26 protein-coding genes are annotated in these 22,037 nt (G+C 40.3%); 4 read left to right on the forward strand and 22 right to left on the reverse strand.

Going from position 1 to position 22,037, the window contains the following annotated elements; all coding sequences use genetic code 11:
- The first annotated feature begins 43 nt into the window (after positions 1 to 43).
- Positions 44 to 469, forward strand: a complete 426-nt coding sequence (locus tag VM932_RS03880; protein ID WP_326277255.1) for a glyoxalase — start codon at positions 44 to 46, stop codon at positions 467 to 469.
- Here the strand turns inward: VM932_RS03880 and VM932_RS03885 are convergent.
- Positions 446 to 1,126, reverse strand: a complete 681-nt coding sequence (locus tag VM932_RS03885) for a DUF2461 domain-containing protein (protein WP_326277256.1) — start codon at positions 1,124 to 1,126, stop codon at positions 446 to 448. The two genes, VM932_RS03880 and VM932_RS03885, sit on opposite strands and share 24 nt — an antisense overlap.
- Positions 1,127 to 1,217: 91 nt before the next feature.
- On the opposite strand from VM932_RS03885, the gene epsC reads away from it, so the two are divergent.
- The 3 genes from epsC to VM932_RS03900 all read left to right on the forward strand — a co-directional run bounded on the left by epsC (position 1,218) and on the right by VM932_RS03900 (position 3,517).
- Entirely contained in the window at positions 1,218 to 2,009 is a 792-nt protein-coding gene (epsC, locus tag VM932_RS03890) for a serine O-acetyltransferase EpsC (protein WP_326277257.1), read from the forward strand.
- Complete coding sequence (cysM, locus tag VM932_RS03895; protein WP_326277258.1) at positions 2,002 to 2,886, forward strand: cysteine synthase CysM; 885 nt, start codon at positions 2,002 to 2,004, stop codon at positions 2,884 to 2,886. The genes epsC and cysM overlap by 8 nt, the downstream gene beginning before the upstream one ends.
- A gap of 148 nt (positions 2,887 to 3,034) precedes the next feature.
- Positions 3,035 to 3,517: a hypothetical protein gene (locus tag VM932_RS03900; protein WP_326277259.1), complete on the forward strand. Its 483-nt coding sequence runs from the start codon at positions 3,035 to 3,037 to the stop codon at positions 3,515 to 3,517.
- On the opposite strand, the gene VM932_RS03905 is transcribed toward VM932_RS03900, so the two are convergent.
- The 21 genes from VM932_RS03905 to efp all read right to left on the reverse strand — a co-directional run bounded on the left by VM932_RS03905 (position 3,518) and on the right by efp (position 22,037).
- Positions 3,518 to 4,987, reverse strand: a complete 1,470-nt coding sequence (locus VM932_RS03905) for a magnesium chelatase (RefSeq protein ID WP_326277260.1) — start codon at positions 4,985 to 4,987, stop codon at positions 3,518 to 3,520.
- An 8-nt stretch (positions 4,988 to 4,995) separates the two neighbouring features.
- Positions 4,996 to 6,159 (reverse strand): vWA domain-containing protein, encoded by a 1,164-nt coding sequence (locus tag VM932_RS03910; RefSeq protein ID WP_326277261.1) that lies wholly within the window; start codon positions 6,157 to 6,159, stop codon positions 4,996 to 4,998.
- Positions 6,160 to 6,222: 63 nt separating this feature from the next.
- On the reverse strand, positions 6,223 to 6,819 hold the full coding sequence (gene hisIE, locus VM932_RS03915; RefSeq protein WP_326277262.1) for a bifunctional phosphoribosyl-AMP cyclohydrolase/phosphoribosyl-ATP diphosphatase HisIE: 597 nt from the start codon (positions 6,817 to 6,819) through the stop codon (positions 6,223 to 6,225).
- Entirely contained in the window at positions 6,816 to 7,328 is a 513-nt protein-coding gene (locus VM932_RS03920) for a hypothetical protein (protein ID WP_326277263.1), read from the reverse strand. Before VM932_RS03920 ends, hisIE begins: the two co-directional genes overlap by 4 nt.
- 3 nt (positions 7,329 to 7,331) lie before the next feature.
- Entirely contained in the window at positions 7,332 to 8,087 is a 756-nt protein-coding gene (hisF, locus tag VM932_RS03925) for an imidazole glycerol phosphate synthase subunit HisF (protein ID WP_326277264.1), read from the reverse strand.
- Between the two features lie 58 nt (positions 8,088 to 8,145).
- Complete coding sequence (locus VM932_RS03930) at positions 8,146 to 8,427, reverse strand: GIY-YIG nuclease family protein (protein WP_326277265.1); 282 nt, start codon at positions 8,425 to 8,427, stop codon at positions 8,146 to 8,148.
- Between the two features lie 174 nt (positions 8,428 to 8,601).
- Positions 8,602 to 9,129, reverse strand: a complete 528-nt coding sequence (locus VM932_RS03935) for a DinB family protein (RefSeq protein WP_326277266.1) — start codon at positions 9,127 to 9,129, stop codon at positions 8,602 to 8,604.
- Positions 9,122 to 9,850 (reverse strand): 1-(5-phosphoribosyl)-5-[(5-phosphoribosylamino)methylideneamino]imidazole-4-carboxamide isomerase, encoded by a 729-nt coding sequence (gene hisA / locus VM932_RS03940; RefSeq protein ID WP_326277267.1) that lies wholly within the window; start codon positions 9,848 to 9,850, stop codon positions 9,122 to 9,124. Before hisA ends, VM932_RS03935 begins: the two co-directional genes overlap by 8 nt.
- A 3-nt stretch (positions 9,851 to 9,853) precedes the next feature.
- Positions 9,854 to 10,270, reverse strand: a complete 417-nt coding sequence (locus tag VM932_RS03945) for a GNAT family N-acetyltransferase (RefSeq protein ID WP_326277268.1) — start codon at positions 10,268 to 10,270, stop codon at positions 9,854 to 9,856.
- A gap of 2 nt (positions 10,271 to 10,272) precedes the next feature.
- The gene (gene hisH / locus VM932_RS03950; RefSeq protein ID WP_326277269.1) at positions 10,273 to 10,857 is read right to left on the reverse strand and encodes an imidazole glycerol phosphate synthase subunit HisH; all 585 of its coding nucleotides are present in this window, start codon (positions 10,855 to 10,857) and stop codon (positions 10,273 to 10,275) included.
- The gene (gene hisB / locus VM932_RS03955) at positions 10,858 to 11,994 is read right to left on the reverse strand and encodes a bifunctional histidinol-phosphatase/imidazoleglycerol-phosphate dehydratase HisB (protein ID WP_326277270.1); all 1,137 of its coding nucleotides are present in this window, start codon (positions 11,992 to 11,994) and stop codon (positions 10,858 to 10,860) included. It abuts the gene before it with no gap.
- Positions 11,994 to 13,037 carry a histidinol-phosphate transaminase gene (hisC, locus tag VM932_RS03960; RefSeq protein ID WP_326277271.1) on the reverse strand — a complete coding sequence of 348 codons (1,044 nt, stop codon included), beginning with the start codon at positions 13,035 to 13,037 and terminating at the stop codon, positions 11,994 to 11,996. The genes hisB and hisC overlap by 1 nt, the downstream gene beginning before the upstream one ends.
- Entirely contained in the window at positions 13,034 to 13,249 is a 216-nt protein-coding gene (locus tag VM932_RS03965; protein ID WP_326277272.1) for a hypothetical protein, read from the reverse strand. The genes hisC and VM932_RS03965 overlap by 4 nt, the downstream gene beginning before the upstream one ends.
- Positions 13,246 to 14,529 (reverse strand): histidinol dehydrogenase, encoded by a 1,284-nt coding sequence (hisD, locus tag VM932_RS03970; protein ID WP_326277273.1) that lies wholly within the window; start codon positions 14,527 to 14,529, stop codon positions 13,246 to 13,248. Before hisD ends, VM932_RS03965 begins: the two co-directional genes overlap by 4 nt.
- On the reverse strand, positions 14,529 to 15,386 hold the full coding sequence (hisG, locus tag VM932_RS03975) for an ATP phosphoribosyltransferase (protein WP_293163129.1): 858 nt from the start codon (positions 15,384 to 15,386) through the stop codon (positions 14,529 to 14,531). The genes hisD and hisG overlap by 1 nt, the downstream gene beginning before the upstream one ends.
- Positions 15,387 to 15,585: 199 nt before the next feature.
- Positions 15,586 to 16,401 (reverse strand): prohibitin family protein, encoded by an 816-nt coding sequence (locus VM932_RS03980; RefSeq protein WP_326277274.1) that lies wholly within the window; start codon positions 16,399 to 16,401, stop codon positions 15,586 to 15,588.
- A 12-nt stretch (positions 16,402 to 16,413) separates the two neighbouring features.
- Positions 16,414 to 18,447, reverse strand: coding sequence for a VWA domain-containing protein (locus VM932_RS03985; protein WP_326277275.1), 2,034 nt, complete (start codon positions 18,445 to 18,447; stop codon positions 16,414 to 16,416).
- 6 nt (positions 18,448 to 18,453) lie between these two features.
- Positions 18,454 to 19,203, reverse strand: a complete 750-nt coding sequence (gene fabG / locus VM932_RS03990) for a 3-oxoacyl-[acyl-carrier-protein] reductase (protein ID WP_326277276.1) — start codon at positions 19,201 to 19,203, stop codon at positions 18,454 to 18,456.
- Positions 19,204 to 19,594: 391 nt separating this feature from the next.
- The gene (gene sucD, locus VM932_RS03995; RefSeq protein WP_326277277.1) at positions 19,595 to 20,467 is read right to left on the reverse strand and encodes a succinate--CoA ligase subunit alpha; all 873 of its coding nucleotides are present in this window, start codon (positions 20,465 to 20,467) and stop codon (positions 19,595 to 19,597) included.
- A gap of 62 nt (positions 20,468 to 20,529) precedes the next feature.
- Complete coding sequence (locus VM932_RS04000) at positions 20,530 to 21,465, reverse strand: UDP-3-O-(3-hydroxymyristoyl)glucosamine N-acyltransferase (protein WP_326277278.1); 936 nt, start codon at positions 21,463 to 21,465, stop codon at positions 20,530 to 20,532.
- Between the two features lie 5 nt (positions 21,466 to 21,470).
- A complete protein-coding gene (gene efp / locus VM932_RS04005; RefSeq protein WP_326277279.1) occupies positions 21,471 to 22,037 on the reverse strand; it encodes an elongation factor P in 567 nt (188 codons plus the stop codon).

Genomic DNA, 22,037 nt, shown 5'->3' on the forward strand with positions numbered 1-22,037 from the left:
GTGTGCGGTTGATCATTCTGTAATTTTATTAAAAATCACAACCATGGATTCACAATCCGACCGTCGATTGGACATTCGTCCAACCATTCCAGAGTCACATTTTAACAGCCAAATGGGTTTCGATGAACATTTTCAGAACAAGACCCTGAGGCCCGTGATCAAACTTCAAAACTATTTGTTGGTAGAGGCTTTCAAGAACTATGCGAACAAACATAAGGGTGTTTTCTACGAACTTTCCTTGGAAAAAAAGTTCCAATATGTTGAACGGGCCATCCAAAAGGATGTTAAGTTCAGAAATTCCCTTAAGGGAATGATCATTGGCCAGTTCACCGTGGATGAATATAGGGATTACATTACCAATTCTTCTGCATTGAACAAAAGAATGATGAACATGGTGGTGGAACGATTAAAGGACCAGATTCAACTTTTGGAAGAAGAAGCTTTATTACAAAATGGATTCTCCATTTAGGTTGGTAGTGAGAATGTCGCTCATTAGGTCAAAATAAGGCCGAATAGCCTTGTACGACTTATCCACTTCGTCAATAAATGATGGGGAAAGGACTTCTTTATCGGAAAGTTTCCGCACGAATACAAACTGTTTCTTTCTGATCAAATCAATATCAGGGTGTTCTTTGTCAAAACCTTTAGGAGCAGTTTTCACTTCATCGCCAGTTAGTTCGCCCCAAATTGTTTTCAATTCTTTTTTATTGATGACCTCCCTAAATTTGGAGGCATCCATCTCCAGTTCCTTTCTAATTCGGAAGAGGTCCTCCTTGTTCGGAGCCCAAAATCCTGTTGCCAAAAACGACTCCCCTGGTTTTAAATGAAGGTAATAGCCTCCCCGCAAATGGGCGCCCAATCGAGAAAACGAACCGGCAAAATGACTTTTGTAAGGTGTTTTGTCCTTGGAAAAACGAACATCCCTATAAATACGGAACAATTTCATCTTTTCAATTTCATCATGGTGGTTCAAGTTTTCCTTCACCATTTCAAAAAATAACTTAACCTTGGATTGATGCTTTTTAAAAGTGGGCTTATTGGTTTCGAACCAATCTCTATTATTGTTATTTTTTAACTCGGTCAGAAATTCAAAAACCCCATTGGTAATCGTGGTATTATCGGACATAATTGTTTAAAATGTTATTTTTAAACTAAAGTTAACTTTTTATCATGGGTATGGTAAGGATTTGTCTAATTTTAAGACAATAATGAGCAGTATGGATAAAGAAAAAATAATAGCTGAACTCAATAGGCATAAAAAATTGCCATATCTGGACTATAGGTTAAAGCAGGAAACCGAGGATTTTACCGATACGCTTTTTTATACTTTATTTGATGCCAATACCCCTGTGGCCGTTAATCTGGAGTTGTTAGAGAAAAAATTCAACCAATTAATGGATATGGCCTGTTGGGATTTGGAGAAACCAAGTGAAGAGCTTTGGAATAATTACATTTCCCATTTGCCGCAAATTTTAGAAAATTTGAATTTGGATGCTGAGGCCATATTGAATTGCGACCCTGCCTCACTTTCCATTCAGGAAATTTATATGGCCTACCCGGGTTTTTATGCCATTGCCATTTACAGATTGGCGCACGAACTGTATGAAGAAGGGGTTCCGTTAATCCCCAGAATGATGACCGAATATGCGCACCGACAAACTGGAGTGGACATTAATCCGGGAGCTAAAATCGGAAAATCTTTTTTTATAGATCACGCCACGGGAGTCGTAATTGGCGAAACCGCAGTAATCCACGACAATGTAAAAATATACCAAGGAGTTACGCTTGGGGCGCTTTACGTTGCCAAAAATTTAGAAAAAACAAAACGACACCCCACCATTGAAAACAATGTGACCATCTATGCCAATGCAACTATTTTAGGAGGAGAAACCGTTGTTGGCGCCAACTCTGTCATCGGTGGTAATGCTTGGATTACGTCGTCCGTTCCTGCGAATTCAACCGTTTATCATAAACCAGAAATTAAAATAAAGACAACCCCAAATGTCTAACAGCATACTCGACCTTATTGGAAACACCCCTTTGGTGGAATCCAAAGTTTTGAATACAAATCCTAATGTAAAAATCCTATTTAAGCTCGAAGGAAACAACCCTGGAGGAAGTGTAAAGGACCGCCCAGCATACAATATGATAAAAAGTGGGCTTGAACGTGGTGATTTTACCAAAGAAACCAAATTGATCGAGGCCACTAGTGGAAACACTGGTATTGGATTGGCCATGATAGCAGGTCTTTTTGGTCTTGATATTGAATTGGTCATGCCCGAGAACTCAACAAAAGAGCGTGTGCAAACCATGCGTGCATACGGGGCAAAAGTGACGCTGACCCCTGCCGATGTGGGCATAGAAGGTGCTAGGGATTATGCAGAGGCTAAAGTAAAGGATGAAGGTTTCCAAATGTTGAACCAGTTTTCCAATGATGACAACTGGAAGGCGCACTACAAAACAACAGGCCCTGAGATTTGGAGGGATACCAAAGGAGAAATAACACATTTTGTGTCCAGCATGGGAACTACCGGAACCATTATGGGAACCTCCACTTATTTAAAGGAGCAGAATCCCTACATCCAAATTGTGGGCGTGCAACCTACCGATGATTCCAAAATTCCCGGCATACGCAAGTGGCCCCAAGAATACCTTCCGAAGATTTTTAACCCTAAAAAGGTTGATACGGTAATGGAGGTCAGTGAACAGGATGCCACCGAAATGGCTAAAAAGCTGGCAAAAGAAGAAGGCATTTTTGCAGGAATGAGCAGTGGTGGAGCCGCTACAGTGGCATTACGTCTTGCAGAAACTTTGGAAAGCGGGGTTATCGTTTCTATTGTTTGTGACCGTGGCGATCGTTATTTGTCCTCTGATTTATTTGATTAGGTAAGGGTATTTATATAGGTTTTTATGGCTTTTATGTCAGATTTTTCGCATTATCCAACATTATTTACGGTCTGTCGATTTCTTTAAAATAATATCCCAAAAAGTCTGTTCTTTATGTTAGATAAAGTCCCAAAATCTTGTGATCGATATGAATACCCTGTCAAAAATCATTACCTGGAAAAGAAATATACTGGCTAGTACGGTTGTGCTATTCACCTTGATTGTATTGAGTTTTTATGGTGTTTATACCAATCAATTCTACTTTTTAAAAGCAGACAACTATATTTTTCCCATACTCACGTCTGTACATTTTCTTTACCTGTACGTTATTTGGTTTAAAATCACCGAGGATGAGCTGCCAGACCCGAAAATGCGAAATATAGAGTATGTGCTCTATGCCATCATGATTGTGTACGTCTTTAAGGTATATGACAGTATTACTGTTCTGAATTCCATCAAAACGTATGGTGAACATGTAATACCCGCCACATTTAAACCCATGGCAACTCTTTCTGTATTGCTTTATAGTATTCTGCCGATTTTAACGCTTTACTCATTTTGGTTGAGAAAGCACTATGTGGGAGTTTACAATTTTGAAAATTATAACGACAACCTAAATATTTGGCAATAGTTACAGTCCTCGAATGTAACTTCCATACAAATCTTTAAACTGATATCCTTGCTGAAAACGATGCTTGCTCAATTTTTTATAGGCAACCAATCCCCAGAGCAGCAGTTCTTTCAAAAAATAAGAATCTTCTTTGGGTGCATCGGGTTGATATTCCTTTAAAAGATTGTTCAAAGGACCAATGGAATCCAATTTTGATTTGTAATCTTCTTCTTTTTCATCATCCAGAAGGTCGAAACCCTCACCATCAAAGAACCAACTGACCAATTCATCGTATTCATTTTCCTCCTCTTTGCGCTGAAGCTTATCAATTTTAGGGAAGTAATTCGGGAACAATGACTTTGCTGCATCCTCAATTAAGTTTTCCGCCACGGAACCCGCTCCCTCTTGCTCTCCTTCGTACACCAATTCTATTTTTCCGGTGATGGATGGAATAACACCCATAAAATCGCTTAAACGTACGGCGGTTTTTTTATCTCCTGCAACAATCGCTCTGCGCTCTGCGGTACTCAACAAATTTTCAAATGCGGTGATGCTCATACGTGCACTTACCCCACTTTTGGCATCCACATACTCACTTTTTCTGGCTTCAAAACTGATTTGCTCCAATAAATCCATTGCGATTTCAGGTACATAAACAAAATCAGATTGCCGTTTATCGAGTTTCGCTTCTTGTTTGGTGATTTTCTTTGCAATCTCAATATTTTCAGGATAATGGGTCAAAATTTGAGAACCGATTCTATCCTTTAATGGCGTTACAATGCTTCCTCTATTGGTGTAGTCTTCAGGGTTGGCGGTAAACACAAATTGAATATCCAAATGCAACCGAAGTTTAAATCCTCGAATCTGTATATCCCCTTCTTGCAATATATTAAATAGGGCTACTTGAATTCTTGCTTGAAGGTCTGGAAGCTCATTGATTACAAAAATACAGCGGTTGGACCTGGGGATCATTCCAAAATGTATCACACGATCATCCGCGTAGGATAATTTAAGGTTAGCTGCTTTTATGGGATCCACATCACCAATCAAATCCGCTACGGTAACATCGGGTGTGGCCAATTTTTCGTAAAAACGTTCGCTTCGGTGTACCCAACTTATGGGAGTGTCATCTCCTTTTTCTTTGATCAGCTCGGTGGCGTATCGAGAAATGGGTTCCAATGGGTCATCGTGGATTTCGGAACCTTCCACTATCGGCATCCATTCATCCAACAACTGCACCATCAAACGGGCCAAACGTGTTTTTGCCTGTCCGCGCAAGCCCAATAAATTAATATTATGACGGGAAAGAATGGCTCTTTCCAGTTCTGGGATCACCGAGTTTTCGTAGCCCCAGACACCTTCGAACACTTGCTCTCCCTTGGATATCTTCTCCAAAAGATTCTCTCGAAGTTCATCCTTAATGCTTCTGCTTGTATATCCCGCTGATTTTAATTCACCTAGCGTTTTAATGTTGGTATGGTCCAAATTCATGTGATGTGTTATCCTTTAATTCGTCTTTTTCTGTTTTGCTCGTAATCTTCAAAAATCATTTCGCCCAAACCTTTAAGGCCAGTGTAAAAGGCCTTCCCTTTGTTGGCTTTGGTAAATTCACGCACAAACTGCATTAAATAAGGGTCTTCGGCGATCATAAAAGTGGTTATGGGGATATGAAGTTTTCTGGCCTGTTGGGCCATGGCGTAGCATTTTTCAACAATGTAATCGTCCAATCCCACACTGTTCTTATAATAATCGCCGTTAGGAAGCCGCAAACAAGATGGTTTTCCGTCGGTTATCATAAAAATCTGTTTATTGGTGTTCCGCTTTCTACGGAGCATGTCCATCGCTAATTGGAGCCCTGCAACGGTATTGGTGTGGTACGGCCCTACTCGTAAATAAGGCAAATCCTTGATGGGAATGGGCCAGGCATCGTTTCCGAACACCAAAATGTCAAGTGTATCCTTTGGGTAACGAGTTGTAATCAGTTCTGCGAGTGCCATCGCTACTTTTTTTGCCGGAGTAATGCGGTCTTCACCATAAAGAATCATGCTGTGGCTGATGTCAATCATAAGTACAGTGCTCATTTGGGCTTTGTGCTGTGTATCTTCTACCACCAAATCCTCTTCACTCAAGGAAAAATTGTCCAACCCATGATTAACTTGGGCATTTTTAAGACTTTCCGTCATGCTAATGTGTTCCAATGAGTCCCCAAAACGGTATTCACGAAACTCACCCGTATGTTCGTCGCCTTTTCCTGACTTGCCTGTTTTATGGTTTCCCGAGCCACTTCGTTTGATTTTGCCAAAAATTTGGTCCAAGGCTCTTTGACGAAGCATTCGTTCCAGCTTAGCTGTGATGGAGAGGTTTCCCCCGCCACCACTTTCGTCGCTCTCTTCACCTTCGCCACCTTGTGGCCCATCCATATCAAATTCCTCACGGATGTACCCCTTGGCCTTAAGGTCTTCTATAAAATCGTCAATGGTGTAGTCGTCGTCGGTAAGTTCGTATTCCTTGTCGAGTTCGCGAAGCCAGTCCAAAGCCTCCTCCACATCACCTGAGGTATGGGTAACGAGTTCCTGAAAAATCTCAAAGAGTTTTTCGAACGGGGTTTGGTCCGGAGCTTCGTAGTTGGTAAAACGAAACCCTTTTCTTGTGTTCATAGCCATTACATAAATTTACGGCATTTCGCTGTAACGACTAGGGCTTTAGAAAAAACTTAACGGATTTGTTTAATGCCGTTTGTCCAATACTTGGGCAATATCGTCCAACGTGTAGCCTTTGGCCTGCAACAAAATAAGGTAGTGAAACAGTAAATCGGCACTCTCGTTCAGGAAAAGTTCTTCGTTGTCATCTTTGGCCTCGATTACAGTTTCCACAGCTTCCTCCCCTACTTTTTGTGCTATTTTGTTGATGCCCTTTCGAAACAATGATGCCACGTAGCTATCTGGGTTTTCTTGATCATTTTTCCTGGATTCTATTACACCTTCCAGAGTGGACAAAAAGCCATAATCTTGAACATTTTCTTCGGCCCAGCAGGTGTCGGTTCCTTTATGACATGTAGGACCAACAGGATTTACCTTTACCAGTAAGGTGTCGTTGTCGCAATCCACTTGTATGCTCACAAGGTTCAAAAAGTTGCCGCTTTCTTCGCCTTTGGTCCATAATCGTTGCTTGGAACGGCTGAAGAATGTCACTTTTTTGGTCTCTTGGGTTTTTTCAAATGCCTCTTGGTTCATATAGCCCAGCATCAACACATTTTTGGTGGTTGCATCTTGAATAATTGCTGGAACTAGTCCGTCCGGATTTTTATTGAAGTCTATTTTCATTCAACTTTATTTTTTATTTTCTTGCCCATATTGTATTCAAAAATTTGTTTTGTGCCATCTTCATTATGGCAAGTTTCTAAACCGTGCTTTTTCTTACCATTATATTCACAGCTATAGATTAATTGCCCTTGTTCAAATTGTTCAACAAAATCCTTTGATCCCTTTTCTGTAAAATATTTAATTTCAATAGTATCAGATGACAAATTGAGGACAAACTCTTTTTTTGGAACAAAAGGTCTGTTTTTATTATAAATAGTCCTATTTGCCAACTTTCTTGTTTTGGTGTTGAAATAAAGGTTTTTAGTTAAAATTATTCCTTTAGAATAATTTTCGGTATAAACAATATGGCCATTTTTACGCTTCTTAACTAAGGTTCCTGAATATGGATTTCCATTCTTAATTCTATAAGCGATATTATTTTCCAGATAAACACTCTTAATATCTAATGAGTCTTGCGCATAAGCAGTTAAAGAAATTAATGATAATAAAATAACTATTATTCTTGCCATAGATTAAATCCTAACAGGAATTCCCTCTTCCTTTAGTTTGTTTTTTAAATCTTTGATTTCAATTTCCTTAAAATGAAAAACACTGGCAGCCAAAGCGGCATCTGCTTTTCCATTCTTAAATGTATCGGTAAAGTGTGAAATGGTACCCGCTCCACCTGATGCAATCACAGGAATATTAACCAATTCCGAGAGTTTTGCCAAAGCTTTGTTGGCAAACCCATTTTTGGTACCATCATGGTCCATGGAAGTAAACAATATTTCCCCTGCACCACGTTTTTCCACTTCCTTGGCCCAATCAAAAAGGTCCAATTCGGTGGGAACCTTTCCTCCTACCAAATGGACTTTCCATTTTCCATCAATCTGTTTGGCATCAATAGCCACAACGATACATTGCGAGCCGAATTTGGCCACCAATTCGTTGATCAATTCGGGCCGTTTTACCGCTGATGAGTTGATAGAAACCTTATCTGCGCCATTTTTCAGCAAAATATCCACATCTTCCACGGAAGAAATCCCACCCCCCACGGTAAAAGGTATATTGATGGTCTCAGCCACATGATAAACCAGTTCGGCCAAGGTCTTTCGCTTCTCTTCGGTGGCGGAAATATCCAAAAAAACCAATTCATCAGCGCCTTCTTTGGCATAAATGGACGCCAGTTCCACGGGGTCTCCCGCATCACGTAGGTCCACAAAGTTGATGCCTTTTACGGTTCTCCCGTTTTTAATATCGAGACAGGGTATGATTCTTTTTGTAAGCATTTTTTCTTTTTTGTGCTCCTCTCAAATGATGAGATGCTGAAACAAGTTCAGCATGACGTTATCCATGATCCAACGTTTTTAAAGTTGGATTTTGTTCTTTTATCAAATTGATCTTCCAGTCATGATGCCAGTTCTTCAATTGTTTTTCTCTTGCAATTGCTTGATTGATGTCAGAATAAGTTTCAAAATATACCAAATCAGTTAGCCGATATCTTTTAGTAAATTTTGAACCAATTTCTTCATAATGCTCAGCAACTCTTTTCCTAAGGTTTGAGGTCACTCCAATATAAAAAGTTGTTCTGTACTTGTTGGTCATTATGTAAACAAAACTTTGTTGCATACAATATGGGATTCCGAAACAAGTTCGGAATGACGATTTAATTGACTTTTATTTTTTCTTCAATGATTCATTATGGTTTGCCGTCACCCTGAACTCGTTTCAGGGTCCCATCCTGATTGACTTACAGGGTTACGAGTTGCTGAAACAAGTTCAGCATGACGTAATTTTCATCAATTATTGATTTTTAGTTTCATTCTTTATATTCAGGTCTACATCTCCATAAAACCCCAAATCTTTATTCTGTAAAATCTTTGTCCAAAGTGCTATTTGACCTGTGTGATAAGACAAATGCTCCGTTACATGAATAATGTTTCCCACACCAGAAAAATTAAAGCCCTGTACGTTTCTTTTACGTAAAAGTTCGTTGAGCGGAGCATCATAAAATGCCCTTTTTGCATCGGATATGGTATCCTCAAGTTTTTTGACCAACTCTGCTTTCGTGTATCCCGATACTGTTGAGAATTCTTCATCGCGTTGGCGGTTGTCCTCCAAATTTTGAATGGAAGCAATACCGTATTGGGTAATGTTTCCGCAGAGGTGAAGTATGAGGTTCCCAATACTATTGCTAGACTCGTTGGGTTTTTGCCAGATCTCGTCTTCCGTCAATTGCCCTAAGCAGATTTTGATCATGCGCAGACTTTCGTTCATACGATACCCCGCATTCCAAACCAATTCTTCTTGGAGTTGTTTTTCCTTATCCATTTTGGAGAATGTAATGTTCCAATTGTTTTAAACTGATTCTGTTTTCATAAATGGCCTTTCCTATAATGGTGCCATCACAACCAATTTCAGCAAGTTTTGGCAACTCATCAAATGAAGAAATACCTCCACTAGCGATTAATTTAATATTGGAAGTATTGTCCAATATCTTTTTATAGAGTTCAAAAGCAGGGCCTTGCAACATACCATCTTTGCTAATATCCGTGCAGATTACGTACACAATACCTGCTTTTTGGTAAAACTGAATAAAAGGTAACAATTCTTGTTCAGATTCTTCTTGCCAACCTGAAACTGCAATTTTTTCGTTATTTGCATCAGCGCCTAAAATGATTTTATTTGCACCAAAATTTTGCAACCAACTTAAAAAAGTTTCTTGGTCTTTTACGGCAATACTTCCGCCAGTAATTTGATGGGCACCACTTTCAAAAGCAATGCGTAAATCTTTGTCAGTTTTTAATCCTCCCCCAAAATCTATTTGTAAGTTGGTTTTTGATGCGATGGTCTCCAAAACTTTATGGTTAACGATATGCTTGGATTTTGCACCATCCAAATCCACCAAATGTAAATATTGGATACCATGGGCCTCAAAGGCCTTGGCCACCTCTAACGGACTTTCGTTATACACCTTTTTGGTTTTGTAATCTCCTTTGGAAAGGCGTACACATTTCCCTTCAATGATGTCTATTGCTGGAATCAATCTCATTTTCTAATCGTATTTTACTCGGTCTATGGACATCCACATTTCCGAATCCCCTATCCTTTTAAAGCCCAAATTTTCATAAAAGTGATGTGCGTCGATGGTTTTGAGTGCTACAGTATTGACTTTTTTTACATCTGAGCGGTCCAAAATATGTTGTATCAATTTTTTTCCTAATCCCTTTCTTTTATTGGGGTTAAAGACAACAACATCCATAATGTAGGCAAAAACCAGTCCGTCGGTTATTATTCGGGCATAAGCCATTTGTTCCCCTTTTTCATCGTACATGCCAAAGCAGATACTTTTTTCAATCGTCATTATTGTTTCTTCCATACTCCTGCCCTTTCCCCAATAGGTCAATGCAACTTCTTTGTGCACCTTTTGGATATCCAACCTATCCTTGTCTGTTGATATTTGGAATTCCATAATCAGGTTAGTGTTAAAAAGTTTTTCAGGATTTCACTGCCCACATCACTGCTCTTTTCGGGGTGAAATTGCACTCCGTAAAAATTATCCTTTTGCAAAGCGGCACTGTAAGTTAGTTCATATTCCGAAGTTGCAATGGTTTCTTTCCCGATCGGGGCATAAAAACTGTGTACCAAATAGATGTATGATTTCTCTGGAATATTAGTAAATAGCTTACTTTTTAAACCTGAAATTTGGTTCCACCCAATTTGTGGGACTTTAACGTTGTTGGAAAATTTTACCACATCCAAATCAAAGATTCCCAAACCTTTGGTATTGCCCTCTTCGGATGAATGGCACATCAACTGCATACCCAAACAAATTCCCAGAACGGGTTGTTTTAATGTTGGAATCAACTTGTCCAACCCTGTGGCTTTCAACTTTGCCATGGCCGAACTAGCCTCTCCCACTCCAGGAAAAATGACCTTGTTGGCATTTTGGATTTCTTCTGCATCATGGCTTAAAACAGCCTCATAACCAAGGCGTTTAATAGCAAACATGATGCTCTGGATATTTCCTGCTCCGTAATCAATAATAACTAGTTTCATCTACAGCATTCCTTTGGTTGATGGCAAAACCATTTTCTCTGCATCTCGCTTTACCGCCATTTTAATGGACTTGGCAAAAGCCTTGAAAATAGCTTCGATTTTATGATGTTCGTTGGTGCCTTCGGCTTTAATGTTCAAATTGGCCTTGGCGCCATCGGTGAACGATTTAAAAAAGTGCATAAACATTTCCGTGGGCATATCCCCCACTTTTTCACGTTTAAATTCGGTGTCCCAGACCAGCCAGTTCCGCCCCCCCAAATCTATGGCAACCTGTGCCAAGCAGTCATCCATCGGTAGGCAAAATCCGTAGCGTTCTATGCCAAGCTTGTTTCCGAGCGCTTTGGAGAACAATTCTCCAAGTGCGATAGCAGTATCTTCAATGGTATGGTGCTCATCTACTTCCAAATCCCCATCTACCTTAATGTTTAAATCCATTTGTCCATGTCGGGCCAATTGGTCCAACATATGGTCAAAAAATGCCAAACCTGTGTTGATGTCACTCTTTCCGGTTCCATCAAGGTTTATCTTGATTTTAATGTCGGTTTCATTGGTTTTTCGGGATATTTCGGCTACCCGGTTTTCCAGTTTCAAGAATTCGTAAATCTTTTCCCAATCATTGCTTTCCAATGCAATATTTTCATCCAACTCTTCGCGTTTTACCGTGATTTCTCCAGTGCCCAGATGAGTTTCATCATTGATAAAGATTCCTTTGGCTCCGAGATTTTTGGCCAATTCAATGTCCGTCAATCGGTCACCGATCACGAAAGAATTCTCTAAATCATACTCTTCAGAAAAATAGGAAGTCAACATTCCCGTGCCTGGTTTGCGGGTATCTGCATTGTCCTTTGGAAATGTTCTGTCTATAAAAACCTTATCAAAAACTACCCCTTCATTTTCAAAAGCTTTGATGATAAAATTTTGCACAGGCCAAAACGTATCTTCTGGGAAAATGTCGGTACCCAACCCATCTTGGTTGGTGATCATCACCAATTCATAATCCAATTCCTTGGCAATTTTGCCCAAATAGGTAAAGGCTTTGGGATAAAAATCTAGCTTCTCAAAGGCATCAATCTGCTCATCGGCAGTTTCTTTGATCATCGTCCCATCCCGATCAATAAATAGTACTTTTTTGCCCATTACTTCATTTCTTTTAAAATGGCTATCAATTTTTTGTTCTCCAGAGGTGTGCCCACGGTAAATCGCAAGGTATTTTCACAGAGCGGTTGCGTACTTCGGTTACGCACCACCACTTGCTTTTCAAGCAATTGTTGGTAACGTTTGTTAGCATCATCCACCTTGGCCAATACAAAATTGGCATCGGTTGGATATAATTCTTTTACAAAATCCAGATTATCCAATGCTTTGATCAATCCATCTCTTTCATCAAGAATCTGCTGTACCTCTTGATCGACCAAATCTTGATTCAATACTCGCTGTAAAGCTCGTTGCTGTGTTAGTTGATTTACGTTATAGGGTGGTTTGATTTTGTTCAGGACAGCGATGATTTCTTCCGATGCATAGCATATTCCCAATCGGATACCTGCCAATCCATATGCTTTGGATAGCGTTTGGGTCACAATCAAGTTGGGATATGTTTTAAGTTGTGACAACCAACTTTCATCTTTTGAAAAATCAATATATGCTTCGTCAATAACCACCAATCCATTAAAGGATTCCAACAACTTCTCAATTCTTTCTTTTTTGAAGGAGTTTCCAGTGGGGTTGTTGGGCGAGCAGATAAAAAGAAGCTTGGAATTGGAGTCTGTAACTTTTAAAATTTCATTAACATTCGGCTGAAAATCAGTAGTCAACAAAACTTCTTTGTTCTCCACGGAATTAATCCCCGCCAACACGTTGTACATTCCGTAAGTGGGTGGCAAAGTGATAATGTTATCCAGATTAGGTTCACAAAAAGCCCTGTAAATCAAATCTAAAACTTCGTCACTTCCGTTTCCAAGTAAAATTTGGCTTTCCGATACCCCTTTTTGTTCGGCCAAAAGTGATTTTAAACTTCGCTGGTATGGGTCTGGGTAGCGGTTGACCCCATTATCAAAAGGGTTTTCGTTGGCATCCAGAAAAATCATTTCAGAACCGTCCGAGACATATTCGTCCCGTGCGGAGGAATAGGGTTGCAACTTGCGAACCGATTCTCTAACTATGTTATTTAAATTGAATTTCACTTTAATTTTCTAAGGATATACTCAACAATAATTAAAACAAATGTGATTGCTCCTGCCCATAGAGCTGTGTGATTTAGATCTTCATATTTTCTTTCCATAACTCCTGCCACCGTAAACAAATAATTCAAAAGGATTAGAATATCACCCAAAATAAATACTACAAGCAAGTATATGGTCAATTTGTATAGCCAATATTCTATCTTTTTCTTCATTTTAAGCTTTTCAACCTAAGGGTTACCGCATTTTTGTGCGCCTGTAATCCCTCGGCATCCGCCATAAGCTCTATGGCACTTCCGATGCCTTGGATTCCCTTTTCGGATATTTTTTGAAAAGTCATGCTCTTCATAAAACTATCCAGATTCACCCCGCTGTATTGTTTGGCATAACCGTTTGTTGGTAACGTATGATTGGTGCCCGAAGCGTAATCACCTGCACTCTCGGGCGTATAATTGCCAATAAAAACGGAGCCTGCATTCTGAATTTTTTCAAGGTAAAACGCTTCATTCTCCATACAAACAATAAAGTGTTCCGGGCCATATTCGTTGATCAAATCCATAGCTTCTTGGTCATTCTTCACCAAAATCAATTTGCTGTTGCCAATTGATTTGCGAGCTATTTCCGCTCTGGGCAATTGCTGTAGTTGACTTTCAATCTCCTCTTCAACGGCCTCGATCAATTTTTCTGAAGTAGATACCAAAATTACCTGACTATCCACCCCGTGTTCGGCTTGGCTTAACAAATCCGAAGCTACAAAAGCAGCGTTTGCTGAATCATCCGCAACCACCAAAAGCTCACTTGGTCCCGCAGGCATATCGATGGCAACATTGTGCCTGGTGGCCAATTGTTTCGCTACCGTGACATATTGATTTCCTGGTCCAAAAATTTTGTACACTTTTGGAATGCTCTCCGTACCAAAGGTCATTCCAGCAATGGCTTGAATACCGCCAACTTTAAAAATCCGTGTTACACCACAAAGTTGGGCCGTGTATAAAATCGCTGGATTGATTTCACCTTTTTTATCGGGCGGGGTGCAGAGCACAATTTCTTTACATCCTGCCAGTTTAGCGGGAATTGCCAACATTAAAATGGTTGAAAATAAGGGAGCTGTGCCGCTGGGAATGTACAACCCCACTTTTTGTATGGGGCGTTTTTCTTGCCAGCATTGTACGCCAGGCATGGTTTCTACTTCAACTTTGAAAGTTTTTTGGGCAGCATGAAATTTTTCGATATTGACCTTAGCCAGGTTAATGGCTTGTTTTAGGGCATCGGAAACAGCATCATCAGCTCTTTCAATTTCTGAAGTAGACACCGGAAGTGAATCCAATTTCACTTGGTCAAACCGGTCTGTATACTTTTTGATAACGGTATCGCCATCAGATTTCACCTCTTTGAAAATGCTGTTGACAATTGCTTCAATATCGGCAACAGTTTGCGTGGGACGTTTTAATATTTCGGCCCAATCACTTTGCTGTGGATAATTGATACGCTGCATTATAGTACCATTTTTTCAATAGGACAAACCAAAATTCCTTCGGCTCCGGCCTCTTTCAATTCATCGATGACTTCCCAAAAGGTTTCCCGGTTGATTACCGTATGCACCGAGCTCCATCCTTCTTCGGCCAAGGGCAAAACCGTGGGGCTTCGCATTCCGGGGAGAATGGAGATAATTTCATCCAATTTATCATTCGGTGCGTTCATCAACACATATTTGTTCTGGCGCGCCTGCAATACCGATTTAATCCTGAACTGGATTTTTTTCAACAGTTCTTTGCGTTCTTCGGAGATGGTGGGCGATACTGCGAGAACTGCCTCGCTTTTCAGCATTACTTCCACCTCTTTCAAATTGTTTTTAAAAAGTGTGCTTCCGCTCGAAACAATGTCACAGATACCGTAAGCCAAACCAATATTTGGGGCAATTTCTACAGAACCATTGATAATGTGCAGGTCGGCCGTAACCCCTTTAGATGCCAAGTAGTCCTTTACCGTATTCGGGTAGGATGTTGCTATTTTTTTACCTTCAAAATCCGTAATGGAATTGTAGGTCTCATTTTTTGGGACTGCCAGGGATACACGACATTTGGAAAAACCCAGTCGCTCCGCAATGGAAATATCCTTTCCTTTTTCAATGAGCACATTTTCACCTATAATGGCAATGTCCACAACTCCATCCCTCAAATATTGGGGGATGTCCCCGTTCCGTAAATAAAATACTTCCAAGGGAAAATTTCGGGAGGTGGCTTTTAACTGGTCTTTTCCGTTGTCGATGGAAATTCCACAATCCTTTAAAATTTTGAGGGAATCCTCGTTTAAACGGCCACTTTTTTGAACAGCAATTCTAATTTTTGTCATTTTTCAATCGTTTTGTCCGAAAAACCAAAGGGGTACAAAAAATAAACCCGTTTGATTTCTCAAACGGGTTAGAATATATTTTAAAAACAACAATACATTTCTATCTCGCTTGAGGGCAAGTATAAAAATGATGATGTGTGTTTTTGTTTCTCATTACGCTCCAAAAGTAGGATATATTTTTATATCAAAAAAGAGAAAATTAGTTATTTCCCAAAATTAATGGCAAACCATCATCTCCCGACCCTACTACAACCACTTTTGCATTTGGGGATTCCGCGAGTTTTAGGGTTGCATCTATCCCCTTGTCCTGTAGTATTTTATCCGTCAAGGAAGCACTCAGTATTTGGTTGGCATCTGCTTTTCCTTGTGCTTCAATACGAACCTTTTCAGCTTCTTTCGAAGCTGTCACCAATCGAAACTCATATTCCAGCGATTCTTGTTCTTGCCTTAATTTACGTTCAATGGCATCTTTAATAGTGGGAGGTAATGTAACATCGCGCACCAGTACTTCATTTAATTGAACGTATTGGTCATCCACAATTTTTTGCGTTTCCTCAAAAATCTCCTGTTGAATTGCATCTCGCTTGCTTGAGTACAATTGCTCCGGTGTATATCGCCCAACCACGCTACGGGCAGCCGAACGAATTGCAGGCAATAGCACACGTTCTATATACTGTTCCCCTTTTTCTTGGTGCAGTTTTCCAAGATCTTCAGATTTTGGCTGAAACCAAACAGAAGCTTCCAGTTTTATATCCAACCCGTTGGAAGAGAGTACGTTCATTTTTTCCAGTTTTTCTTGCTGGCGTACTTCATAGATAAACACTTTGTTCCATGGGGCCACCAAGTGAAAACCTTCTCCCAAAGGCGGTTCGTCGGTAACAACACCTCCACCAAAATATTTGTACAGCACCCCAGCCTCACCAGAACCAATAGTTACGGTAGACCTTGACGCGAAAATGATAAGAAAAATAATTCCTGCTAAAGCAGGCAATGCAATTTTAGGTAATTTATCCATGTATAAATGGTTTTATATTAATCCGTTATATTTTCTGATGAACCATTCCGCAGCTAGGGAAAGAATCATCAACCCCAATAAAATACGGAAATCTATCAAAGATACAACATTATCCCTGCTTTTTTGGACAGGAAGAAGTTCATTGGAGGACGTTAAATCGGATTGTAAATCTTCAAGCTTATCCAAAAAGTACAGTTGCCCCTTATTATTAGCTGCTAAACGCCCCAATTTTTTGTAGTTGGCAGAGACCAATTGCTTTTCGGGATTAAAATCCAATATTCTAAATGCTCCCGAACGTTTTAAATTTTCATCCTGAACAGTAACAGTAAAGTTGTATTCACCAGCATCCAAATCGCTCAAATCCACTTCGTAAAAAGAACCTTTTAAAAGCATGGGCGAAATTCTTGAAAAATCATTGTCAACACCTTCCACTTTGATGGAAATATCGGCATTGGCATCAAACTGGTAACTTTCATCAAAATAGGAAGCCCTGATTTTGGCCATATTGGCATTATCAAAAACCAACTCATAATCGAGTTCGAGACGGTTTCGCTGCCTGTTGGAACCCAGATATACCATCAAATTGCCTATAAATTCATCAAACTTTTGAAAACTTTGGTCGTTACGATATACCTGTGCGCGCCAGCGCCAAAGATTCTCACCAAATAGTACAGCTTCCTTTTGATTGGATTCCGTGAGAATGGCAAACAAAGGCTTGTCCAAATTAACCCCCTGTAATTGCTGGAATATAACAGTTTCGTTGTCCTTATTGAGTTGGATGTCCCCTAGAGTTCCGTTCAAGGGCGGAAATCCATCAACCGAAAATTCACCTAAACCAAACAGGCCAAAGGCATTGTTTAAAACGGGTAAAATTTCTTCTGGTTGCCTACTGCCGGAAACGGTGAAACTTTCTTGTACCCGGTTCAAAAAGTTCCAATCGGTTTTGCTTCCTGTTATTGTAAAGTAGTTGGAACCTGAGTTTTTTAGAAATTCATAAACACTCCTAAAATTCCGATTCGGCTGATACAGGATTATAAGGTCGGATTCCTCTAGAACAGACTGACTTGCATTTGGTTTTAGCAGGGCAACCGAACGTTGCTCATTGGATTCAATGGATTTTTTTAATGAGCCGATGTCTGGATGGAGCATATCCGAAACTATGGCTACGTTGGTTTTTTCATCGATTACTTCAATGGCGGTCTCTTTGGAATTGTTGACCGTATTGCGTTCATTTTCCAACGCACCCACCGCAATTTTGATGGTTTTGATGCCCACACTTTGCGCCTCGACCACCGTATTTAGGGTTTGACTGTTTTTTGCGCTATTAAGGTTTACCCGTTCTTGATGCACCCTATTCCCATTTATGGAAATGGTAACCGTACTGGAAGCTGGTTGAGAACCTTGGTACCGAATGGAAGTCTCAATAGGGAAGCTGTTTCGTAAAAAGGCGTATTTATTTACGTTGATAAGTCCAACTGAAATATCTTCATACTGCGTGGTGTCCCCGACCACAACAGGGTATATTGTTGAATTTTTATTCAGGTTGATGTATTCGTAATCCCTGCCCAGGGTTTGGTTTCCATCAGAAAACAGCACAATGGCGTTGTTTCCGTTCACAAAAACATCATTTAAGGTTGAAAGGGCATTGGAGACGTCGGTATTTCCTTGGTTAAAATTTACAGAGTCCGTTACTGTAATTGTATTGCCAAACCCGTATTGATGGATGGTAAACCGTTCACTTAAATCATCATCGGCTTTAATTTGGGCTATGGCTTGGGAAATCTCCGAAGTGGTAGAAGCATCTTCCATGGAAGTGGAATTGTCCACCAAGAGAATCAAATTCGCTTTTTCCACAAAATAATCCTTGCTGACAAACTTTGGGTTTATCAAAAGCAAAAGGCCGCAAAATAAGGTAACAAACCTCAATGCGGCCAATATTATTTTAAGCGAACCTTTTCTCGAGTTCTTATAAAAGTATTGAAAAAATACTATGGTAAGCGCGGCAGTAACTGCTAAAACAATAAGTAGTACCGTGCGTAAATCCATTCAATTCTATGTTAACATACCACCATCAACGTTCAATACCTGTCCTGTAACATAACTCGATAAGTCGGATGCCAAGAACACACAGGCATTTGCCACATCTTCAGGGCTACCTCCACGTTTTAATGGAATGCCTTCTCTCCAACCTTGAACTACTTTTTCGTCCAATTTCTCGGTCATTTCAGTTTCGATAAAACCAGGAGCGATGGCATTACAACGGATGTTTCTTGATCCCAATTCCAATGCTACGGATTTGGTAAAACCAATCATACCCGCTTTGGAAGCTGCGTAGTTGGTTTGTCCGGCATTGCCTTTTACACCAACCACACTACTCATATTGATTATGGAACCTTTACGCTGCTTCAACATGGTACGTTGCACCGCTTTGGTCATATTGAATACCGATTTTAGGTTGATTTCGATTACTTTATCAAAATCATCTTCGCCCATACGCATCAATAAATTGTCTTTTGTAATACCAGCGTTATTGATGAGTACATCGATTCTGCCATCAAAATCTTCCAAAACCTTGGCCACAAGGGCCTCAGATTCCTCAAAACTGGCGGCATTACTTTTATAGGCCTTGGCCTTCACGCCCATTTGGGTCAGTTCTTTTTCCAGTTCCAAGGCTGGAGCTTCGCTGGAGCTGTAGGTAAAAGCCACATTGGCACCGTGTTTTGCAAATACTTCGGCAATTCCTTTACCAATCCCCCTACTGGCTCCTGTTATGATTACGTTTTTCCCTTCCAAAAGTTGCATAGATAATTATGTTTGAATGGTTATTGACCAAATATAGTTGTTGTTCATTTTGCTAAAATTCGTCATTTCGAGTGGTTTTCACGACAGTAGGAGTGAAATTTGTATCGAGAAAAAGAATTTTCATCTAAAAAATTCTCGACCTGCCTGCCGGCAGGCAGGTACGATTTTTCGTCCCTCACAATCACTCGAACTGACGCCTAGAACTAATTTTTATTTTTCAAAATACACAACAAGTCAAATATAGTTGTTGTTTTAGGTTTAGAGCATATTTAAAAACAATTCAATTGGCTAAAAATGATGATTTTTCGCTTCAATCAATCCTTTTCAAACATGCTCGTAGACGAAAAAAAATCCCGCATAAAACGGGATTTAGTATGGTTTTAACGGTTGGTTACCCAACCACTTCTTTCACTTTTACACCAATTTCAGCGGGTGAATCCACTACGTGGATACCACAATCGCGCATAATTTTTTTCTTGGCTTGGGCCGTATCGTCACTACCGCCTACAATGGCTCCGGCATGTCCCATGGTACGTCCAGCAGGAGCGGTTTCACCGGCAATAAAACCAACAATTGGTTTTTTGCTACCACTTTCCTTATACCATCTTGCAGCTTCTGCTTCCAATTGACCGCCAATTTCACCGATCATTACAACACATTCTGTTTCTGGGTCATTGATCAATAGCTCAACAGCTTGTTTTGTAGTGGTTCCGATGATAGGGTCACCTCCAATACCAATGGCCGTAGTGATTCCCAATCCTTGACGAACTACTTGGTCGGCAGCTTCGTAAGTCAGAGTTCCTGATTTGGAAACAATGCCCACTTTTCCTTTTTTGAAGACAAATCCTGGCATAATGCCAACTTTGGCTTCACCGGGAGTAATTACACCTGGGCAGTTTGGCCCGATCAATGTGCAATCCATATCCTTAATGTAATCGTTGGCTTTTACCATGTCCGCTACGGGAATTCCTTCGGTAATAGTAATGATCACCTTGATTCCGGCATCTGCAGCTTCCATAATGGCATCCGCAGCAAATGCGGGCGGAACAAAAATAATAGTGGTGTCGGCACCAACTTCTTTTACAGCATCTTCCACTGTATTAAAAACTGGTTTTCCCAAATGTTCCTGACCACCTTTTCCGGGGGTCACACCACCAACCACGTTGGTTCCGTATTCAATCATTTGTTCGGCGTGGAAGGTTCCTTCACTACCGGTAAATCCTTGTACAATTATGTTTGAATCCTTGTTTACTAAGACGCTCATATATTTAACTTAATGTAGAGATACAAAAATATGGTTTACTAAAGTTTTTATCTATTGATTTCTTAAATCTTTTTCAGTTTTTGCAAGATTTCTGGAATCTTTTTGATGGATGCTATTTGTTTCAATTTTTCACGTGCTTCTTCAGCTGGGTATCCGAAATAGGTTTTACCGCCTTCTAGTGATTTTGAAATGCCAGATTGAGCCAATATCACAGCTTTTTTGCCTATGGTGATGCCACTAGTGATGCCTACCTGCCCCCAAAGGGTTACTTCATCTTCCAAAACAACACAACCTGCAATACCAACGTGAGAGGCTATTAAGCACTTCTTACCAATAACGGTATCGTGCCCCACTTGAATCTGATTGTCCAATTTGGCTCCTTCTTTTATGGTTGTTGAACCTGTTACCCCGCGGTCAATGGTACACCCAGCTCCGATATCTACATTGTCCTCGATCACTACATTTCCGCCTGAAAGCAATTTATCAAAACCTTCGGGCCTGTTTTTGTAGTAGAACGCATCGGCTCCCAAAACGGTTCCTGCGTGGATGGTAACATTATCGCCCAAAATACATCCATCATAAATGGTAACATTGGGGTGAATCACACAATTCTTACCAATCTTTACATGGTTTCCAATAAAAACATTCGGTTGAATCACCGTTCCCTCACCTATCTCAGCTGTTTCAGCAACGGATGAAGCCGCGCTTTCAAAAGGTTTAAAATGTCGGGTCAATTTATTGAAATCTCTGAAAGGGTCATCGGACACTAGCAAAGCCTTGCCTTTGGGACACTCTACCTTTTTGTTGATGAGTACCACCGTAGCTTTGGATTGCAGGGCCTTATCATAATATTTGGGATGGTCCACAAATACAATGTCTCCCTCTTCTACCACATGGATTTCATTCATACCCAAAACAGGGAAATCATTACGCCCCACAAAGTCGGCATCAATAATTTCCGATATTTCCTTTAAGGTATAGGTTTTAGGGAATTTCATTCAAGCTATTCTTTGGCACGTTCCAAATAGGCTGCTTTTTCCGTATCGATCTTTATTTTGTCGCCTTCGTTGATAAAAAGCGGCACATTGATCGTAGCTCCCGTTTCCACAGTGGCTGGCTTTGTTGCATTGGTTGCCGTATTCCCTTTTACGCCAGGTTCGGTATGGGTTACTTCCAACACAACACTTGCTGGCATTTCAACGGAAAGCGGCATATTGTCCTCTGCGTTGAAAATGATGGTCACCACTTCGCTTTCTTTTAGCAAATCGGATGCATCCAAAGCATCTTTTTGCAAAGCGATCTGGGTGTAATCGTCCGTGTTCATAAAATGATAGGTGTCACCATCATTGTACAAAAACTGGTAGGAACGTGTTTCCACACGCACATCCTCTATTTTATGTCCGGCAGAAAATGTATTGTCCACCACTTTTCCAGTAGTTACACTTTTCAGTTTGGTGCGGACAAAAGCGGGTCCCTTACCTGGTTTTACGTGAAGAAACTCGATTATTTTGTAAATATCGTTGTTGTACCTGATGCACAACCCTTTTCTTATATCGGAAGTACTTGCCAT

Origin of the sequence: Flagellimonas halotolerans (assembly GCF_035818535.1) — a bacterium.
In the GTDB taxonomy this organism is placed as follows: domain Bacteria; phylum Bacteroidota; class Bacteroidia; order Flavobacteriales; family Flavobacteriaceae; genus Flagellimonas; species Flagellimonas halotolerans.

Coding starts and splice junctions, on each gene's coding strand:
- hisA (WP_326277267.1), bottom strand. CDS start 9,850: ATGAGATTGATTCCAGCAATAGACATCATTGAAGGGAAATGTGTACGC.
- VM932_RS03980 (WP_326277274.1), bottom strand. CDS start 16,401: ATGGATAAATTACCTAAAATTGCATTGCCTGCTTTAGCAGGAATTATT.
- hisB (WP_326277270.1), bottom strand. CDS start 11,994: ATGGGCAAAAAAGTACTATTTATTGATCGGGATGGGACGATGATCAAA.
- hisIE (WP_326277262.1), bottom strand. CDS start 6,819: ATGAAAATAGACTTCAATAAAAATCCGGACGGACTAGTTCCAGCAATT.
- VM932_RS03885 (WP_326277256.1), bottom strand. CDS start 1,126: ATGTCCGATAATACCACGATTACCAATGGGGTTTTTGAATTTCTGACC.
- VM932_RS03985 (WP_326277275.1), bottom strand. CDS start 18,447: ATGGATTTACGCACGGTACTACTTATTGTTTTAGCAGTTACTGCCGCG.
- VM932_RS03905 (WP_326277260.1), bottom strand. CDS start 4,987: ATGAATTTGGACCATACCAACATTAAAACGCTAGGTGAATTAAAATCA.
- VM932_RS03945 (WP_326277268.1), bottom strand. CDS start 10,270: ATGGAATTCCAAATATCAACAGACAAGGATAGGTTGGATATCCAAAAG.
- hisF (WP_326277264.1), bottom strand. CDS start 8,087: ATGCTTACAAAAAGAATCATACCCTGTCTCGATATTAAAAACGGGAGA.
- hisH (WP_326277269.1), bottom strand. CDS start 10,857: ATGAAACTAGTTATTATTGATTACGGAGCAGGAAATATCCAGAGCATC.
- epsC (WP_326277257.1), top strand. CDS start 1,218: ATGGATAAAGAAAAAATAATAGCTGAACTCAATAGGCATAAAAAATTG.
- efp (WP_326277279.1), bottom strand. CDS start 22,037: ATGGCAAGTACTTCCGATATAAGAAAAGGGTTGTGCATCAGGTACAAC.
- VM932_RS03920 (WP_326277263.1), bottom strand. CDS start 7,328: ATGGCAAGAATAATAGTTATTTTATTATCATTAATTTCTTTAACTGCT.
- VM932_RS04000 (WP_326277278.1), bottom strand. CDS start 21,465: ATGAAATTCCCTAAAACCTATACCTTAAAGGAAATATCGGAAATTATT.
- VM932_RS03900 (WP_326277259.1), top strand. CDS start 3,035: ATGAATACCCTGTCAAAAATCATTACCTGGAAAAGAAATATACTGGCT.
- VM932_RS03910 (WP_326277261.1), bottom strand. CDS start 6,159: ATGGCTATGAACACAAGAAAAGGGTTTCGTTTTACCAACTACGAAGCT.
- hisG (WP_293163129.1), bottom strand. CDS start 15,386: ATGACAAAAATTAGAATTGCTGTTCAAAAAAGTGGCCGTTTAAACGAG.
- cysM (WP_326277258.1), top strand. CDS start 2,002: ATGTCTAACAGCATACTCGACCTTATTGGAAACACCCCTTTGGTGGAA.
- VM932_RS03880 (WP_326277255.1), top strand. CDS start 44: ATGGATTCACAATCCGACCGTCGATTGGACATTCGTCCAACCATTCCA.
- sucD (WP_326277277.1), bottom strand. CDS start 20,467: ATGAGCGTCTTAGTAAACAAGGATTCAAACATAATTGTACAAGGATTT.
- fabG (WP_326277276.1), bottom strand. CDS start 19,203: ATGCAACTTTTGGAAGGGAAAAACGTAATCATAACAGGAGCCAGTAGG.
- VM932_RS03965 (WP_326277272.1), bottom strand. CDS start 13,249: ATGAAGAAAAAGATAGAATATTGGCTATACAAATTGACCATATACTTG.
- VM932_RS03935 (WP_326277266.1), bottom strand. CDS start 9,129: ATGGATAAGGAAAAACAACTCCAAGAAGAATTGGTTTGGAATGCGGGG.
- VM932_RS03930 (WP_326277265.1), bottom strand. CDS start 8,427: ATGCAACAAAGTTTTGTTTACATAATGACCAACAAGTACAGAACAACT.
- hisD (WP_326277273.1), bottom strand. CDS start 14,529: ATGCAGCGTATCAATTATCCACAGCAAAGTGATTGGGCCGAAATATTA.